Below are 17,529 nucleotides of genomic sequence, written 5' to 3'. Positions count from 1 at the left end.
CAGAATTGAAGAAATCGAAGGGCGAGCACGGATGCAGACCGAACACGGGAGCGCGCTCTCGGATACCGAGCAAGCGGTCCTGGCCGCCGTTCTCAACGAGGGAGAAGCGACCCGCCCGGCCGTTCGTCAGCGGCTCGGTCTTTCCGCCCCCACCGTGGCCTCGGCGATGGTCAGATTGGCGGAAGTCGACCTGATCGCCGCCCTCAGCGCCAGACAAGGAGCCCTCGGCCGCGCCGCCACCGTCTACGGCGTGACATCCTCGGCTGGATGGACCCTCGGGCTCGACCTCGGATCCACCCAAGTGCACGCCCACGCACGCGGCCTGAACGGCCAGCGGATCTTCGAGTCCACCGTGACGTTGGCGCGGCAGGACGTCGACGACAAAGTTGCCGCCATCCGCACCCTGATGTCGCGCGTTCGGCGCGCCGTGAGCGACACGAACGGACCCCTATATACCGTCGGCATCGCCCTTCCACGGATCGTCTCCGACTACCTCGAGACCGGCGTCTCCGACTCGCACGGCACACCCGACATCGGTAGCCTCATCCACTCGGTGGGAGCCGACCCCGGGATTCCGATCCTCATCGAGAACAACGTGAACTGCGCCGCCCTGGCCGAGATGGACGGCGGTATCGCCCAGCGCACCGACGATTTCGGCTACCTGCAGATCGGAGTCGGAATCGGTGCCGGCATCGTCGCAGGAGGACGCGTCCTGCGGGGGGCCCACGGTGGAGCCGGCGAGCTGTCCGCGATACCGAACGGCTGGCCGGCGCGGCATGGGCAAGACCCGTTCGAGCTCGAGCGGTACCTCGGATCCGACGGGCTCCTCCGGCGATGCATCGGCGCGTGGACGGACGAGAGCGTCCCCGCCCCTCGAACGGTCCCCGAGCTTTTCAGCCTTGCAGGGCAGGGCCACGCCACGGCGATGCAGGTGATCGACCAGCACGCGGCCGACATCGGCCAGCTTGCCCTGACACTCGTGGCGGTGACCGACCCGGACCTCATCGTCCTGGGCGGCGGCGTAGGAAGAAACCCCGCCCTGACGCAGGGTGTTCGAGAAGTGGTTCGCCGGGTTCAGCCGCGGATCCGCGTCGAAGCCAGCGAACTCGGAGACACGGCGACCGTTGCCGGCGCAGCCGCACTGGCACTCGACCACGCACTGAGCGGCCTCCTGGGCCGTCACCATGAACGCCGCCTCGACATCAGGGCTTCCCACGTGGTCAACACGGCCTGACCGGGCCGGCAACGCGGCGGGACTTCTAGCGGGGAACGCGTCCCGCGGCGTCGGGCAGCTCCGGGAACGCTGTGTGCGGCTCGGTCTGGTACCAGTAGGCCACCGAGAACACGTCGTCGGTGCGCTCGAAGAGGCCCTTGTCCCAGACCCCGATCTGCTGCAGGGTGGCGCGGAAGTCGCTCTGGAACCAGACGGGGTCGGGCAGGTGCCACCGGTACACGGCATGCATCGGCGCGGTCGACTGGATGAAGGTGGCAGCGCCGGTCACATCCCGCGTGCTGAAAAAGGGGTACCCGCAGTAGGGCGCACTGAAGGTGAGCGGGACCGGTTCCGGATCCTTTCGCAGCTCATCCTGGAACGCCCAGGCGCCGCCGGCATAGTCCTCGAGACCCGTGCTGCACAGAGTGGGCAGGTCGGTGTCCCCGTCGACGAAGTACTTCACCTCGCCTTCCCCCCACCAGTAGCGCGAGAGGGCGGCCAGCCCGATGTAGGTGCCGAGGTAGCGGCCGCGGCCGGTCACGCCGTCCAGGATGACGTGGTCCTCCCCCAGCGCCGTTGTCCCGTTCGAGCGGCGCCACTGCGCGTGGAAGTACGGGGCGTCCGAGGGCACGTCATCGCCGACCGTGTAGTCGACCTGGAAGAACACGTGATCGATGGAGGCGGCATGCTCGCTGTCGAGCACGATGCGCGCCCTGCGGCGGAACGGCATGGGGAGGTACGAGTTCATGCCCCCGGTGGGTGCGACCACAATCGGCTCGGAGGTAACGAGTGCGCGCGCAGCGAAGCCGTTGCAGAAGAAGTCGCCGAGCGGCACCTCGACCGAAGGCCGCTCCTCGTCATCCCAATACATCCGCAGCACCAGGTCGCGCAGCACGAACGGCCCGCCCTCGGTGCGGTCGGGGACCGTGATCCATATGTGCCGGATCACGCCCGGCCCTTCGATGTCGGCCAACGTCAGCCTCTCGCCCGCCGGGAGCGGGAGGTACGCGCTGCCCTTCCGGCCTGGTCCGAGGTGGGAGCTCGCCGCCGCAGCGCTGGCGGGCTCACCGGTCGGGTTCTCGGCGTTGATGGATCGGGAGCTCACGCCTGCAGGGGCGACGAGGTCGGACAGGGTGGAAAGCACTGATTCTCCTTGGGTTCTGCGTGTGCGGTCACTTCACCGAGCCGACGGTCACGCCGCGGCTCAGTGTGCGTTGGAAGATGATGAAGAAGACGAGCGTCGGCAGCAGGGACAGCAGCGAGCCGGCGTTGAGCAGGGTGATGTCGATGGAGTTCTGGCCCTGCAGGGTCGCCAGGGCGATCGGGATCGTCTGCACGGACTGGTCGGACAGCAGGATCAGCGGGATGTAGAACTCGTTCCAGGTCCAGACGAAGAAGAACACCATCAGCACCGAGAGCGTCGGCCGCATCACGGGGTACACCACCGACCACAGGATGCGCCACCGACCGGCGCCGTCGAGGGCGGCCGCTTCGAGCAGCGAGGGCGGCAGCGTTGCCATCACGCTGGAGAGCAGGTAGGTGCCGAACGCCGCCTGCAGCACGGTGAAGACGATGATGACGCTCCACACGGTGTTGAAGGTGCCCGTCGCCTGCGCGCCATAGAACAGCGGATAGATCAGCGCCTCCTGCGGGAGCATCGTCGCCAGCAGGAAGACGGCGAGAAGTGCGGTGCTCCCGCGGACGCGTCCGACTCCGATCGCGTACGCGCTGAGCAGCGAGACCAGCGACCCGAGTACTGCCACCAGAGCCGAGATGAGCACGGAGTTCCACAGCGCACGCAGAAAGTCCACGCGGTCGAGATAGTTCTGGAGCGACTGCAGGCTCCACTCGGTGGGCAGCGCGAGCGGACCGTGCGCCGAATAGTCGCCACTGGTCTTGAACGCGTTCAGAACCAGCAGCACCAGCGGCGCCAGCATCACCAGCGCGATCAGCACTGCACCGCTGAGGATCACCCAACGCAGCGGACCGCGTCGCCGCTTCCGTCCCGCGGGGACGCGGTCCGTCGACCCCTGCACTCCTCGTGTCGTAGTCGGTTGTGGTGCGGTGGTGGTCATCCGGCGTTCTCCTCTCGGGCGCTTCGCCGCTGGAGCCAGAGCATGACGCCCGCGACGAGGAAGATGACGAGGGACATGGCTGTCGCGATTGCGGAGCCGTAGCCGACCTTGGAGAGTTCGAAGAAGTTCCGATACGAGTAGTACGAAGGCACGACCGTGGAACCCTCCGGACCTCCCCCTGTCAGGATGAGCACCGGCGCGAACACCTTCAGCGCGCCGACCGTCGCAGTGATGACCACGACGAATACCTCCGGGCGGATCTGGGGAACGGTGATCGCACGGAACCGTCGCCACCACCCGGCGCCGTCGAGAGAGGCGGCCTCATACAGTTCCGGGTCGACCCGTTGCAAGGCGGCCATGAAGATGACGACCGGGTAGCCGAGTTGCAGCCAGATCAGCATCAGCATGACCGCGTAGATCGCGATGCTCGGGTCGCCGAGCCAGTCCGGCGGGCTGGTCACCCCGATCGTCCGGATGACGCTGTTCAGGAGTCCGTTCTGTGTAGCCAGCACCCAGCTCCAGATGAAGCCGGCGACGGCGATCGGCAGGATCTGCGGCAGATAGTAGGTCGCCCGCAGGAACGCGGCGGTCTTTCCGCCGAACTCGCGGCCGATGTAGTCGAAGAGCATCGCCGCCAGCAGCAGCCCCAGAAGGGTGGGGATGACGACGATGCCGACGATCATGAAGATGGTGTTCTTGAAGGCGAGCCAGAACTGGGCGTCGTTCAGCAGGTCGACGTAGTTCTGCAGGCCGTTCCAGCGCATCGGGGCGATGCCGCCCTTCCACCGGAAGAGGCTGATGAACACGTTCACCCCGAACGGAAGGAGCACGATCAGGATCGTGCCTGCGATCATCGGGATGAGGTACGGCCAGTAGCCGGCGGTGCGCGGCCGGATGCGCCGGTCGAGAGGCGTGACAGTCGTCATGTGGTGGTCTCCGGATCCTTCTGCGGGAGAGGTGGATGCGGGAGCCCTGGGTTCCGCGGCTCCCGCATCCTGGTCAGCCCTGGTCGGTGGCCTTCTTGCCGTCGTCGTAGAACTTCTGCAGCTTGGCGATGTACTCGTCGGCCGTCTCGTTCTTGTTCGACATCGCGGACATGTTGGTCTGGATGAAGTCCAGGAAGCCGGGCACCGGGTAGTCGGGGTAGAAGGTGAGCGTGTCGTCCTTGACGATCTGGTCGAACCGCTCGGTGTAGGCGCGGGTCACCGGGTCGGTGATCTTCGACGAGTCGCCGGCCAGCGGGAGGCCGCCGAGCCCGCCGATCTTGTTCTGCACCTCCGGGCTCAGGGTGGTGTTGATCCAGTCGTAGGCGAGGTCTTTGTTCTTCGCCTTCGCCGGAACGCCCCACAGATGGCCGGACGAGCCCATCGACATGTTCGCCCCGGGCAGAGTGAAGTAGCCCCACGGGAAGTCCTTCTGATCCTTCACCCGGGAGAAGACGCCGTTGTTCCAGATCAGCATCCCCGTCTTTCCGCTGAGGAAGTTGACGTTCGCCTGCTCGAAGGTGAGACCGGCGAGGTCCGTGCCCAGGTAGCCCTTGTCGATCCAGTCCTGGAACTGCTGGGTGCCCTTCTTCCACGGGTCTGCGGAGAAATCGACCTTGCCCTTCAGGAACATGAAGTCGTCGATCTGCTTCCGGTCCGCATATGCGGACACCAGCGAGTACCAGACCCACATCTGGTTGAAGCCTTGGTTGGTGGACGCCGAGGAGGATACTGGGGTGATGCCCGCGGCCTGGAGCTTCTGCATGGCGGCCACGAACTCATCCATCGTCTTCGGCTCAGCGGTGATTCCGGCCTTCGCGAACAGGTCCTTGTTGTAGTACATCGTGACGTACTCGCCGATGTTCGGGATGCCGTACCAGTCGCCCGAACCCGCGCGGCCCTGCTCGTCGTACTTGGCGAACGACTGCATGCCGCCGGTCACCTTCTTGTCCCAGCCGAACTTCTTCACGGGATCGTTCAGCGAGGACAGCAGGCCCTGGCTGGCCAGCTGGCCGCCGTCCGCGTTGCCCTTGTTGAACTCGATGGCGTCGGGGACCTTGTTGCCACCCAGCAGGAGCTTCGCGTTCTTGCGGACCGCGTCGAAGCTCGTCGTCTGGAAGTCGACCTTCACATCGGGGTGCTTCTTCTTGAACAGTTCCAGCGCGAGCTGCCAGCCCTGGCCCTGCGCGCTCTTGGGGTCCTCGTACTGCAGGATCGTGAACGTCTTGCCGGCGTCTCCGCCGCCACCGCTGCTGCAGGCGACGAGCCCTGCAGCGGCGACGGCCATCGCCGCCGCTGCGGCCGCGAGCCGGGTCAGCCGGCGGCCGGTCTGCTTCCTGTTCGATTTCATGCGTTTGCTCCTTTGCATCGGGTGGTGAGGGGTGGTCGAGGCACGACGGCGCGAGGGCAGGCTCGCGCCACCGGTGCCTCCGGTGGTGGTGCGGGATGGTGGAACGAGGTGCCTCGGGATCAGCGGTCGGGAGGTGGACCTATCGATTCGCGAACGACGGGCGCGCATGGCATGAGGTAGCCTTCGCGGTCGGCGACACCCAGCGAGCCGTCGAGTCTCCCGAGGATCCGACGCACCGCCCACTCCCCCATCTCGCGGTGCGGAAGTTGGACGGTCGTGAGCCCCGGGTCGAGCGCTTCGGCGACGAATTCCTGATTGTCGAAGCCTGCCAGGGACAGGTCTCCGGGAATGCTGAGACCGAGTCGACGGGCCACTGCGTAGAAGCCCATCGCCGTCTGATCACTGAAACAGAACACCGCTGTGGGCGGGTCGTCGCGGTCCAGCAGCGCCCGGGCGGGCTCGATCGCGTAACCCGTGGCCGCGTACTCGGCGACGACCGTGAGGGTCGGATCGGGCCGGATCCCACCCTCCTCCAGAGCGCGGCGGTAGCCTCGCTGTCGCAATGTCGAGGCGATCGGATAGGCCGAGACGTTGCAGAAGCCGATCCTCGTGTGGCCGGCCTCCACGAGCATCCTGGTCGAGGTGTAGGCGCCGAGTTCCTCGTCCGGAACGACGTAGTCGACCGTCGGATGGGCGTCGTCCGCCGGCCGGCCGTCCAGGATGACGACCGGCATCGTCGGCGGAACGAGCGGGACGCCGACGACCCGGTGATAGTTCGAGGCCACGATCAGCGCCTCGATGTTCCGCTGCAGCAGGGACTGCACAGCGGGTGTCTGCACCTCGTCGTTGCCGGAGGTGTCGATCAGCATCAGCATGAAGCCGCTCTCCCACGCCGCCTGCTGCGCGCCGGCCAGCATATGTGTGGAGAAGGGCACGGTGGCGACCTGGTCCGAGACGACGCCGAGGGTACGACTCTGCTTGGTCTTCAGCGATCGCGCGAGCTGATTGGGGACGTAGCCGAGTTCGTCGGCAACCTGCCGGATGCGTTGCGCCACACCGGCATTGACGCGTCCTTCACCCCGGCCGCTCAGCACGAGGCTCACGCTGGACACGGACACACCGACGTGCGACGCGATGTCCTTCATCGTCAGCATCGGGGCTCCTTCGTCCGTCAATCGGTTGACTTCGACCAGTTGTCGGCACGCTAAGAGCGTCAAACGCGTTGACGCAAACGGCCGTTACCAACCTGTTATCGATGGTCGACGGGCCGTCCGACACGGCTGTGAGGCCGTCGAGAAGTTTTGTTGACGATCGGTTCTAACGCGTGTTAGTCTCCCACCGGACTCGCTTCTAACGCGAGTTAGTTACTCGAAAGGAACACCGCGATGACGCGCCCCGTGACCATGAGAGACGTCGCAAGCGCGCTTGGGGTGTCTCGGTCAGCGGTTTCCTTCGCGCTCAATAACGAGAATCAGGTTTCAGAGGAAACGCGCCGCCGCGTGCTCGAGAAAGCTGCCGAGCTCGGCTACCGCCCCAACGCTGGCGCGCGCGCCCTCGCGTCTCAAACCACCGGGCTTTACGGCCTTGTCACCGACATCATCACCACACCCTTTGCGGCGGACTTGATCGCCGGCGCCCAGGAGGCGTTCTGGCGTCAGGGGAAGTCCTTGATCATTGCGGGCACCAAGACGCCGGATCGACCTGATCGCCGGTCGCTGGAGATGATGCTGGAGCATCGTGTCGGTGGCGTGCTGATCGCGACGACGGTGAATCGAACTATCAAGGTCCCGGACGTGCTGGATGGCATTCCCATGGCTCTGGTGCACTGCACCGACGACAAGGGCCGCTACCCCTCCGTGTTGCCGGATGAATATGCCGGCGGCTACGAGGCCGGCTCGCTCCTCGTGAGCAACGGCCGACGCAGGATCGCGATGATCAACCTTCCGTCCGAGCTTCCCGCCGCTGCCGAACGTCGTGCCGGCTTCGAACAGGCGTTGAAAGATGCCGGCGTCAGCGTGGATCCGGCCCTGATCGTGACCGGCGGAAGCGAAGCCACGGATGGGTACGTGGCCGCCGCCGATCTGCTAGCGGGCGCCTCGGCCCCGGACGGTATCTTCTGCGCCAATGACCGACTTGCGATGGGTGCCTACGACGCACTTCGTGACGCTCATCTCAGCATCCCGCAGGATGTCGCCGTGGTCGGTTTCGACAATCAGGAGATCATCTCAAGCTTCCTTCGCCCGGCGCTGACGACGATTGCTCTCCCGTTCCGGGAGATGGGTCGGATCGGCGCTGAGCTCCTCATGAAGATGGAGCGCGGCGAGGAAGGCCCTCGCGAGCCGGTCGTGGTCAACTGCCCGACCGTGATCCGAGAGTCCACCCCCTAACAAGCAGCACATTCCCCTTCAAAGACGAAAGGCAATCAATGAAAACCACCCGCACGCGTCGCTTCTGGCGCGCGTTAGTAATGAGCGTTGCGCTCGCGGTGGGCGCAACCGGCGCCCTCGCAGCGTGCTCATCGACACCGACCAAGGGGACCAGCCAGACCCTGCGGATCGCGGCGATCGGCAACGCGTCGTTCGTCCGCAACTTCAACCCGTTCTCCCCCACCGCGTTGGGCATGACGACCCACGCCGTGTACGAGTCGATGATCGTCACCAACCTGGCCAAGGGAAACGTGGTTCCCTGGCTGGCCAAGTCCTACGAGTGGAGTTCGGACGGGCTGAGCCTGACGTTCAACCTGCAGCCCGATGCGACATGGTCCGACGGCCAGAAGCTCACCGCCGACGACGTCGTCTACACGTTCGGCCTGGCTCGCAAGGTCCTCGGCCCGACCACGTTCGACTACGTCTCGGATGTGAAGGCCAAGGACGACAGCACCGTGGTCTTCACCCTGAACCGGAAGTACACCCCGGGGCTCTACGAGCTGGGGCAGCAAGTCATCGTCCCGAAGCACATCTGGGAGTCCCAGAAGAATCCGTCCACCTGGCAGAACCCGAACCCCGTCGCATCCGGACCGTTCACCCAGGTGTCGAACTTCTCCGCACAGTCCTTCGACCTGTTGCGCAACCCGCACTACTGGCAGAAGGACAAGGCCAAGTACGCCGGCATCCGGCTGATCGCCTACTCGGGCAACGACGCGGCGAACATCGCCGGCATCAACGGCCAGCTCGACTGGGGTCTCGGCTACATCCAGGACGTTCAGAAGACCTACGTGGACAAGGATCCGAAGTACCGTGGTTACTGGTTCCCGCCGGTGGGCTCCACGATCGCTCTCACCCTGAACACCACCGTCGCCCCGTTCAACGACGTCAATGTTCGCAAGGCGATCAGCATGGCGATCGACCGCAACGAGGTCGTCAAGACCGGCATGAGCGGCTACGCCCACCCGGCGAACTGCAACGGCCTCAGCGATGCCTACAAGTCGTGGCTGGACCCGCAGGTCGCCGGCGACTGCACCTGGACGAAGGAAGACGTCGCAGCAGCCAACAAGCTGCTGGATGACTCCGGCTACCCGAAGGGCTCCGGCGGCATCCGCACGGACAAGAGCGGCAAGCCGATCAGCTTCACGATCGGTGTCGGCTCGGCCTCTACCGACTGGATCTCGGTCGCACAGGTCATCTCCCGCAACCTGAAGCAGATCGGTGTCGACGCCAAGCTGAACGTGAAGGACTGGTCGCAGATCAACACCGCGCTGTTCGGTGGAACGTTCACCGGCAACATCGCCTGGAGCCAGGCCGGCGTGACCCCGTTCGAGTACTACCGCAGCGCGATGTCGTGCCAGACCGTGAAGCCGGTCGGCGAGCAGACCTCGCAGAACTTCCAGCGCTACTGCAGCAAGGAAGCCGACGACCTGCTCAACCAGTTCGCCGCTGCGACCTCGGAAAGCGACCAGCACGCGATCATGAACAAGCTGCAGGCTCTCTACAACGAGCTCGCGCCGACGGTTCCGCTGTTCCCGGGTCCCGACTGGGGCATCTACAACAGCAAGAACTTCACCGGCTGGCCCAGCGAGAAGAACCCGTACGCGACTCTCTCCCCCGGTGAGTCCAGCACGGTGCTGGTGCTGACCAACCTCAAGCCGCGCGGCTGAATGAGCGGTGCCGCGGCCGCTCGTACCGGCCGCGGCACCCTGGCCATTCTTCTCCCCTTCTCTCACTCACGCAGAAAGACAACGATGACCCGCTTCTACAAGCCCGTCGGGGCTCGACTGGGAGACACCATCCCCTTCTTCTGGGACGGCGTGTTCCACGTCTTCTTCCTGAAGCGCTTCGCGGACGACACGCATGACCGGGTCGAAACCGACTGGTGTCACATCTCCACCACCGATTTCGTCGAGTTCGAGGATCACGGCGTCGCCATCCCCCGGGGGACCGCCTCCGATCCGGACTTCTCCGCCGCAACCGGCAGCGTCGTCCGCGTCGGCGACGAGTTCCACGCCTACTACACCGGCTTCCGCAAGTGGGATGGAAGCAGTGAGGGCCGCCATCAGACCGTCCTCCGCGCCCGCAGCACCGATCTCGTCGCCTGGACGAAGGATCCCGGCTTCGCGCTCGTGTCCGACGAGAAACACTTCAACGCCGACGAATGGCGCGACCCCTTCGTGTTCTTCGACACCGACGCACAGCGCTACCGGATGCTCGTCGCCAGTCAGACGCTCACAGGGCCGAGCCTCCGACGTGGTGCCTCGGTGCTGGCGGAGTCCGAGACGACCGACAGCTGGACCATCGACCCGGAACCGTTCTGGGCTCCCGGGATCTTCTCGATGCACGAATGCCCCGACCTGTTCCGCATGGGCGACTGGTGGTACCTGGTCTACTCGACGCTGACCGATCGCACCGTCACCCGCTACCGGATGAGCCGCTCCCTGGAAGGCCCCTGGGTCAGCCCGGCCGACGACGAACTGGACGGGTTGGGACTGTACGCGGCCAAGACGATCTCCGACGGCGACCGCCGTTACCTCGTGGGCTGGGGCACGAACAACATCGCGGGGCAGGACGGCGCCGGGTGGCTCTGGGGCGGCAACCTCATCGTGCATGAACTGGTCCAGGAAGCTGACGGCACGCTCTCCGTCCGCCAGCCTGAGATCACTCGCGCCGTTCAGGAATCCCGTGCGGAGTCGCGCATCCCGATCGCCGCAACACAGGTCGGATCGGCTCACGAGTTCGCGACGACCACGCTCCTGCAGATGCCGCACGCGGGCCTCGTCGACCTCACGCTCAGTGCAGAGCCCGAGACGAAAGCGTTCGGGATCGAACTGCGTGCCACAGCGGAACGGGACCACGGCTACTCCGTGACGTTCGAGCCTGAACTGAGGCGCGTCGTCGTCGACCGCCTCGACCGTTTCGGTGCCGACCGGCCCTACGACATCCGCCCGTACAGCGGGGCGACCCAGGTCCGCTTGAACGTCGAATTCGACGGCGAGCTGTACCTGATCTACATCAACGGCGAGCAGGCGATCACGCTACGTGGATACGACCGCACCGGAACAGAACTGGGCGTGTTCGCTTCGGAAGGCGAAATCGTCGTCTCCGACGCCGAGCTGATCGTCACCCAGAAGGACGAGGAGGTCCAGCGATGAACAGCGATTGGGTCGACAACATCCATGACGCGATCCAGCGTGGCGAGCAGTCCGCCTCGATCACCGCGGAGAACCCGACCGGGGCACGAGGAGCGGGCGGCCGCGAGGCGTCGGCGCTCGGTCCCGGGCGCAAAGGCCGACCGTGCATCACCCTGCCGGCGGGCGAGACTACCGAGCTGGCGAACATCGAGGGAGCCGGGTCCATCCGCCACATCTGGATGACCGTGGCCACCCACACGGAGGCGATCGGATTCGTGCTCCGCGACCTGGTGCTCCGCATGTACTGGGACGACGCCGACACTCCCGCCGTCGAAGTTCCCCTGGGCGATTTCTTCTGCAACGGCAACGGAGAACGCGCACTGGTCACCTCCGACCTGGTCGTCGTCGCGCCGACCGGCGGCATGAACGCCTACTTCACCATGCCGTTCCGCGACGGCGCCCGGATCACCGTCGAGAACCAGCACCCGGTCGATGTCGGCGGCCTGTTCTACCAGATCGACTTCGTCCGGACACCCGACCCGGCCACCGTCACCGACCTGCGTTTCCACGCCAGCTGGCGACGGGAGAATCCCACCACCCCTGGGCAGGACTTCACCATCCTCGAGACAGGGCAGGGGCAGGGCGCCTTTCTCGGCACCTACCTGAACATCGTCGCCCTCGAGCGGTATTGGTACGGCGAAGGCGAAGTCAAGTTCTTCATCGACGGTGACGACCCGTACCCGACGATCTGCGGAACCGGAGTCGAAGACTACTTCGGCGGGGCCTGGGCCTTCCAGGACCGGCTCTCCTCCGAGTCCGAACCCGAGGTTCTCACCTTCTCAGCGCCCTACTGCGGCTATCCCACGTTCTCGACCCGCGACACGTCCAAGCAGGCCCTCTACTACACGTCGATGGCGCCGGTGCACGGGATGTACCGCTGGCACGTGCAGGACCCGATCCTCTTCTCGGAGAACCTCCGGGTGACCGTCCAGCAGATCGGCCAGGTCGGAGCGGACATCGTGGAACGCTCCGACGACGTCTCCGCCGTCGCCTACTGGTACCACAACGCACCAGCAACCAACCGCACCCCTATCGCCTCACGAGAGCTAAGGAGGCCCCGATGATCTTCATCCTGCGCCGATTGGGTTACTACCTGATCGCATTCTGGGCATCCCTGACGCTGAATTTCCTGCTGCCACGACTGATGCCTGGCGACCCGGTCGGCCGGATGCTCTCCTCGATGAAGGGCACCCTCGACGACTCGCAGATCGCCGGCTACCGCCACCTGTTCGGGTTGGACAAGGCGCCGATCTGGCAGCAGTACTTCCGATACATCGGCGATGTCTTCACCGGCAACCTCGGAATCTCCATCTCGAAATTCCCGACGCCCGTGAGCACGGTCATCGGATCGCAGATCGGCTGGACCATCCTGCTCGGCGGCACCGCGCTGATCATCGCCGTCGTCGTCGGCAACCTGCTCGGTGTGTTCGCCGCGTGGCGTCGCGGCGGGGTGCTCGATTCGATGCTGCCGCCGATCCTGGTGTTCGTCGGATCGTTCCCGTACTTCTTCGTCGCCATGGCAGCCCTCTACCTGTTCGGTGCGGCCTTGGGCTGGTTCCCGATCGGCCAGGCCTTCACCCTCGGGACGACGCCAAGCTTCACCTGGGATTTCGTCGCCGACGTCGCCTACCATCTGGTGCTCCCGGCGGCGACGATCGTGATCGTCACCATCGGCGGCTGGATGCTCGGCATGCGCAACACCATGATCGCCACGGCGGCCGAGGACTACATCACCATGGCCCGGGCCAAGGGGCTCAAAGAGGGCCGCATCATGTTCCGCTACGCCGCACGCAACGCGATGCTGCCCTCGGTCACCTCGTTCGGCATGTCGATCGGATTCGTCGTCGGCGGCGCCCTCCTGACCGAGGTCGTGTTCGCCTATCCCGGGATCGGCTACCAACTGCTCACCGCCGTCCAGGCGTTGGACTATCCGCTGATGCAGGGCATCTTCCTGACGATCACCGGCGCTGTGCTGGTGGCCAATTTCTTCGTCGACATCGTGTACGTGCGGCTCGACCCGCGCGTACGAGTGAGGTGACATCATGACCATCCAGAACCAACTCCAACCCCTGGTCGACGAAGAGATCCAAGAATTCGAGACCACTCCTGACCGCACAACGCCCAGCCGGCGTCGTGGCAGCCTCTGGCATCGGCTGCTCCGCGACAAGAAGGCGGTCTTCGGCGCGATCGTGATCCTGATCTTCGTGGTCCTGGCGTTGATCGCACCGTTGATCTTCCCCGGCGACCCCACCAACCCGGTCGCCAACGGATCCAACCCTCCCTCGCCGCAGCACTGGCTGGGCACTACCTCCAAAGGTGAGGATGTCCTCGCGCTCACGGTGTGGGGATCCCGCAGCTCCCTGAGCATCGGCTTCGCCGTCGGCCTGGTCGCCACGATCGTCGGATTGCTGGTCGGCCTCGCCTCCGCCTACTTCGGCAAGGCGATGGATGACATCCTCTCGGTGGTCACCAACATCTTCCTGCTGATTCCCGGCCTCCCGCTGCTGATCATCCTCGCCGCGTTCCTCCCGCCCGGGCCCGGCACGATCGTCCTCGTCCTCGTCGTCACCGGCTGGGCGGGCTCCGCCCGCGTCATCCGCTCACAGGCGCTCTCCCTCCGCGGCAAAGACTTCATCGACGCCGCCATCGTCACCGGGGAACGACCGGGGTATGTCATGTTCCGCGAGATCCTCCCCAACATGGCCTCCGTCGTGATGAGCACCTTCCTCGCCTGCGTCATCTTCGGGATCGGCGCACAAGCGGGCCTCGAGTTCTTGGGTCTCGGGGACCTCGCCTCCGTCAGCTGGGGCACCAACCTCTACTGGTCGAACAACGAAGGCGCACTCATCACGGGCGCTTGGTGGACATTCGTCCCCGCCGGTACCTGTATCGCCTTGGTCGCGTTCGCTCTGGCGATGATGAACTACGCCGTCGATCAGATCACCAACCCCCGCCTGGGCCGACGTCGGAAGGCGAAGAAAGCATGACCGAGCACGACGTGATTCTGGATGTCCAGAACGTCTCCATCGCGTATGACACCGACAACGGGCCCTTCCTCGCCGTCGACGATGTCTCGTTCACCATCCGCCGCGGAGAAACCTTCGGGCTGGCAGGCGAGTCCGGCAGCGGCAAGTCGACCATCGCCAACGCCGTCCTCGGGCTCCTCGCCGGCGGTGAGATCACCTCGGGCCGGATCCTGTTCGAAGGAACCGACGTGTCCACGTTGGCGGGTGAGGAACTGCGCAACTTCCGCTGGAAGAGCGTGGCGATGGTGTTCCAGAGCGCCATGAACGCCCTCAATCCGGTGATGACCATCGGAGACCAGATCGTCGACGTGTTCACCACGCACACCGACCTGTCCCGACGTGAAGCGAAGGTCAAGGCCGCCGAACTGCTGACTCTGGTCGGGATCGATCCGAAACGCGTCAGCGCGTTTCCCCACCAGCTCTCGGGTGGGATGCGACAGCGTGCCGTGATCGCGACAGCGCTCGCCCTCAACCCGGCGCTGCTGATCATGGACGAGCCCACGACCGCGCTCGACGTGGTGGTGCAGCAGGAGATCATCCAGGAGATCCAGGATCTCCAGGAGAAGCTCGGTTTCGCCATCCTGTTCATCACCCACGACCTGTCGCTGATGGTCGAAGTCACGCAGAAGCTCGGTGTCATGAGAAAGGGTGAGCTGCTGGAGATGGGGCCCTCTCACGAGGTGTACCGCAATCCGCAGCACCCGTACACCAAGCAGCTCATCGCCGCTTTCCCACCCGTCAGCCGGACGACCGCTCCCCGGGGCGGGTCCACAGGTCGCAGCACGAAGACCGAAAGCGAAGCGGTGATCTCGGTACGTGGCCTGTACAAGGCCTTCCGCCAAGGCGGGCCCTTCTCGCGCACCGAGAACGTGGCCGTGAACGACGTCAACTTCGACCTGCATAAGGGAGAAATACTCGCCCTGGTCGGCGAGTCCGGGAGCGGGAAGAGCACAGTCGCGCGCATCCTGGCGCGGCTGGAGACCCCCAGCGCAGGGTCCATCCTGCTCGAGGGAACGGACGTCCTCCAAACCGAACCCAAGCGTGCTTCACGCCGCTACCGCGGAGCAGTGCAGATGGTGTTCCAGGACCCGTTCGGGTCGCTGAACCCCTCGCACCGCATCCGCCACTTCCTGGAACGGGCCGTCACCATCCATTCCGGGCGGAAGTCCCGGGCAGACATGGACGCCATCCTGTCCGAGCTGTTGACCTCGGTGGAGCTTGATGGGACCTTCCTGGACCGTTACCCGCACGAACTCTCGGGCGGCCAACGGCAGCGCATCTCCCTCGCCCGAGCACTGGCCGCAGAACCGCGCGTGATCCTTGCGGACGAGCCCACATCCATGCTCGACGTCTCGGTGCGGATGGGGGTGCTGCAACTGATGAAGAAGCTCCGCGATAACCGCGGCATCTCCATCCTGTACATCACCCACGACCTGGCTTCCGCCCGGTTCATCGCCGACAACACCATCGTCATGCTGCGCGGATCCTTCGTCGAAGGCGGAGCCAGCGCCGCCGTCATGGACGACCCGGTCCACCCCTACACCCAGTTGCTGGTCTCAGCGGCACCGGACCCCGAGCGGACCAGCCGCTACGAGAAGGACGAGCGCGCGAAAACCCGCGCCACCATCTCCGACCTGATCGCGAACCGCACGCCCACCGCGTGGGTCAAAGCAGTACGAACCAGCGCGGACCTCGACCGCACACAGATCAGCGCCGACCACTGGGTCGCCACCAGCGACCTCTCGGCAACCCAGACACCCTCAGGAGCACACACGTGACCGACCGCGCCCACGCGCCCCGCCGCCTCAGCTACGACGACGACCGCGCTCGTCCGCGCTACCACTTCGGCGCCCCGACCGGCTGGCTCAACGACCCCAACGGCCTCTCCCAATGGGACGGCACCTACCACCTCTTCTATCAGTTCAACCCAGACGCCCCCCGCCACGCGAACATCCTCTGGGGACATGCCACCAGCACCGATCTGGTTCGCTGGGAAGATCGTCCCATCGCCCTCACGCCGGACGCCGACGGTCCCGACCGCGACGGGTGCTGGTCCGGGGTCCTCGTGAACGACAACGGCACGCCGACCATCGTCTACTCCGCCCATGCCGACGACGCTCAGCTGCCCAGCATTGCGATCGGAGACAGCACCCTCGACACCTGGACCAAGGATCCGGCCAACCCCGTGATCGCCGGACCCCCCGCGGGCACCGACACGACCGCGTTCCGTGACCACTGCGTCTGGCGCGACGGAGACACCTGGTACCAGCTGATCGGCAGCGGATTCCGGGGCATCGGCGGCGCGGCGCTGCTGTACGAGTCCCCGGACCTCCGCAGCTGGACGTATCGGGGACCGATCCTCGTCGGCAATGCCTCCCAGGCAGAACCGATCTGGACGGGAACGATGTGGGAATGCGTCGACCTGTTCGAGCTCGACGGCACGCACATCCTCGTCGCATCCGTCTGGGATGAAGGGGACACCCACTACCCGATCTACTTCACCGGCAGCTACACCGACGGCGTGTTCACCCCCGATGTCGTGCGGCCGCTCGATCTCGGCCTGCGCCACTTCTATGCGCCCCAGAGCTTCCTCGACGACAGTGGCCGCCGCATCATCGTCGGCTGGATGCAGGAGGGACGCGACGACCAGCAGACCATGGATGCCGGATGGGCGGGCGTGCTCAGCGTCCCTCGCGTCCTCACCCTGACGCCGTCGGGGCGCCTCCATCACGCCCCCGTGCCGGAACTCACGCGCCTCCGCGGTGAGCACACCGGCGTCGCCGCGGGACCCGTGAGCACGGGCCAGGACCTCATCCTCGACGGCATCGGAGACGTCGTCGATCTGGAACTGCAGCTGACCGGCGAGCCCGGCACAACGCTGCAACTCGAGGTCCTCCGCAGTCCCGATGGCGCCGAGTCCACCATCCTCACCATCGACTGGGATCAGCGCACCATCGGCCTGGATCGCAGCGTCAGCTCCAACGACAGGACCGACACCACACCGCTCGGCGGTGACATCGAGATCCTCGACGGATCGCTGCACCTGCGAGTCCTGATCGACCGCTCCGCGATCGAGATCTTCGCCAATGGGACCCCGCTCGCCGCACGGGTGTACCCGACCCGGTCCGACGCCACTGGTCTCCGACTCCGCGCCGTCGACGGGAAGGCTCGTATCGACCGCTTCGACGTCTGGCAGCTGCACGCGGCCGGCCACGCAGACGAAGCCGACCTTTCCCTGACCGCCGAACTCTGAAAGAGCCC

14 protein-coding genes are annotated in these 17,529 nt (G+C 65.6%); 9 read left to right on the top strand and 5 right to left on the bottom strand.

Translation table 11 applies throughout. The features are described 5' to 3' along the window. Nucleotides 1–31 precede the first annotated feature (31 nt). Nucleotides 32–1,234: an ROK family protein gene (locus AB4Z18_RS15250; protein WP_441783585.1), complete on the top strand. Its 1,203-nt coding sequence runs from the start codon at nt 32–34 to the stop codon at nt 1,232–1,234. 25 nt (nt 1,235–1,259) lie between these two features. On the opposite strand, the gene AB4Z18_RS15245 is transcribed toward AB4Z18_RS15250, so the two are convergent. The 5 genes from AB4Z18_RS15245 to AB4Z18_RS15225 form a co-directional block, all read right to left on the bottom strand. Then, the gene (locus AB4Z18_RS15245) at nt 1,260–2,357 is read right to left on the bottom strand and encodes a glycoside hydrolase family 172 protein (protein WP_441783584.1); all 1,098 of its coding nucleotides are present in this window, start codon (nt 2,355–2,357) and stop codon (nt 1,260–1,262) included. Nucleotides 2,358–2,385: 28 nt separating this feature from the next. Further along, the gene (locus AB4Z18_RS15240) at nt 2,386–3,288 is read right to left on the bottom strand and encodes a carbohydrate ABC transporter permease (RefSeq protein ID WP_441783583.1); all 903 of its coding nucleotides are present in this window, start codon (nt 3,286–3,288) and stop codon (nt 2,386–2,388) included. After that, nucleotides 3,285–4,214: a carbohydrate ABC transporter permease gene (locus AB4Z18_RS15235; RefSeq protein ID WP_441783582.1), complete on the bottom strand. Its 930-nt coding sequence runs from the start codon at nt 4,212–4,214 to the stop codon at nt 3,285–3,287. The genes AB4Z18_RS15240 and AB4Z18_RS15235 overlap by 4 nt, the downstream gene beginning before the upstream one ends. A gap of 73 nt (nt 4,215–4,287) precedes the next feature. Continuing rightward, complete coding sequence (locus tag AB4Z18_RS15230) at nt 4,288–5,622, bottom strand: ABC transporter substrate-binding protein (RefSeq protein WP_441783581.1); 1,335 nt, start codon at nt 5,620–5,622, stop codon at nt 4,288–4,290. Between the two features lie 119 nt (nt 5,623–5,741). Beyond that, nucleotides 5,742–6,776 (bottom strand): LacI family DNA-binding transcriptional regulator, encoded by a 1,035-nt coding sequence (locus AB4Z18_RS15225; RefSeq protein WP_441783580.1) that lies wholly within the window; start codon nt 6,774–6,776, stop codon nt 5,742–5,744. Nucleotides 6,777–7,007: 231 nt separating this feature from the next. Between AB4Z18_RS15225 and AB4Z18_RS15220 the strand changes: the two genes are divergently transcribed. The 8 genes from AB4Z18_RS15220 (at nt 7,008) to AB4Z18_RS15185 (ending at nt 17,521) form a co-directional block, all read left to right on the top strand. Further along, entirely contained in the window at nt 7,008–8,009 is a 1,002-nt protein-coding gene (locus AB4Z18_RS15220) for a LacI family DNA-binding transcriptional regulator (protein ID WP_441783579.1), read from the top strand. A gap of 38 nt (nt 8,010–8,047) precedes the next feature. Further along, nucleotides 8,048–9,715, top strand: coding sequence for an ABC transporter substrate-binding protein (locus AB4Z18_RS15215; RefSeq protein WP_441783578.1), 1,668 nt, complete (start codon nt 8,048–8,050; stop codon nt 9,713–9,715). A gap of 84 nt (nt 9,716–9,799) precedes the next feature. Next, a complete protein-coding gene (locus tag AB4Z18_RS15210) occupies nt 9,800–11,203 on the top strand; it encodes a GH32 C-terminal domain-containing protein (protein ID WP_441783577.1) in 1,404 nt (467 codons plus the stop codon). Then, on the top strand, nt 11,200–12,306 hold the full coding sequence (locus tag AB4Z18_RS15205) for a glycoside hydrolase family 172 protein (protein ID WP_441783576.1): 1,107 nt from the start codon (nt 11,200–11,202) through the stop codon (nt 12,304–12,306). Before AB4Z18_RS15210 ends, AB4Z18_RS15205 begins: the two co-directional genes overlap by 4 nt. Then, nucleotides 12,303–13,280 carry an ABC transporter permease gene (locus tag AB4Z18_RS15200; protein ID WP_441783575.1) on the top strand — a complete coding sequence of 326 codons (978 nt, stop codon included), beginning with the start codon at nt 12,303–12,305 and terminating at the stop codon, nt 13,278–13,280. Before AB4Z18_RS15205 ends, AB4Z18_RS15200 begins: the two co-directional genes overlap by 4 nt. Nucleotides 13,281–13,284: 4 nt before the next feature. Next, complete coding sequence (locus tag AB4Z18_RS15195; protein ID WP_441783574.1) at nt 13,285–14,229, top strand: ABC transporter permease; 945 nt, start codon at nt 13,285–13,287, stop codon at nt 14,227–14,229. Next, nucleotides 14,226–16,046, top strand: coding sequence for a dipeptide ABC transporter ATP-binding protein (locus tag AB4Z18_RS15190; protein WP_441783573.1), 1,821 nt, complete (start codon nt 14,226–14,228; stop codon nt 16,044–16,046). The genes AB4Z18_RS15195 and AB4Z18_RS15190 overlap by 4 nt, the downstream gene beginning before the upstream one ends. Next, nucleotides 16,043–17,521 (top strand): glycoside hydrolase family 32 protein, encoded by a 1,479-nt coding sequence (locus AB4Z18_RS15185; RefSeq protein WP_441783572.1) that lies wholly within the window; start codon nt 16,043–16,045, stop codon nt 17,519–17,521. Before AB4Z18_RS15190 ends, AB4Z18_RS15185 begins: the two co-directional genes overlap by 4 nt. The last annotated feature ends 8 nt before the right edge of the window (nt 17,522–17,529 follow it).

Source organism: Leifsonia sp. 2TAF2 (assembly GCF_052115085.1).
Classification (GTDB): Bacteria; Actinomycetota; Actinomycetes; order Actinomycetales; family Microbacteriaceae; genus Leifsonia.
The sequence above is the reverse complement of the archived record's forward strand: the minus strand, read 5'-3'. Positions and strand labels throughout refer to the sequence as shown.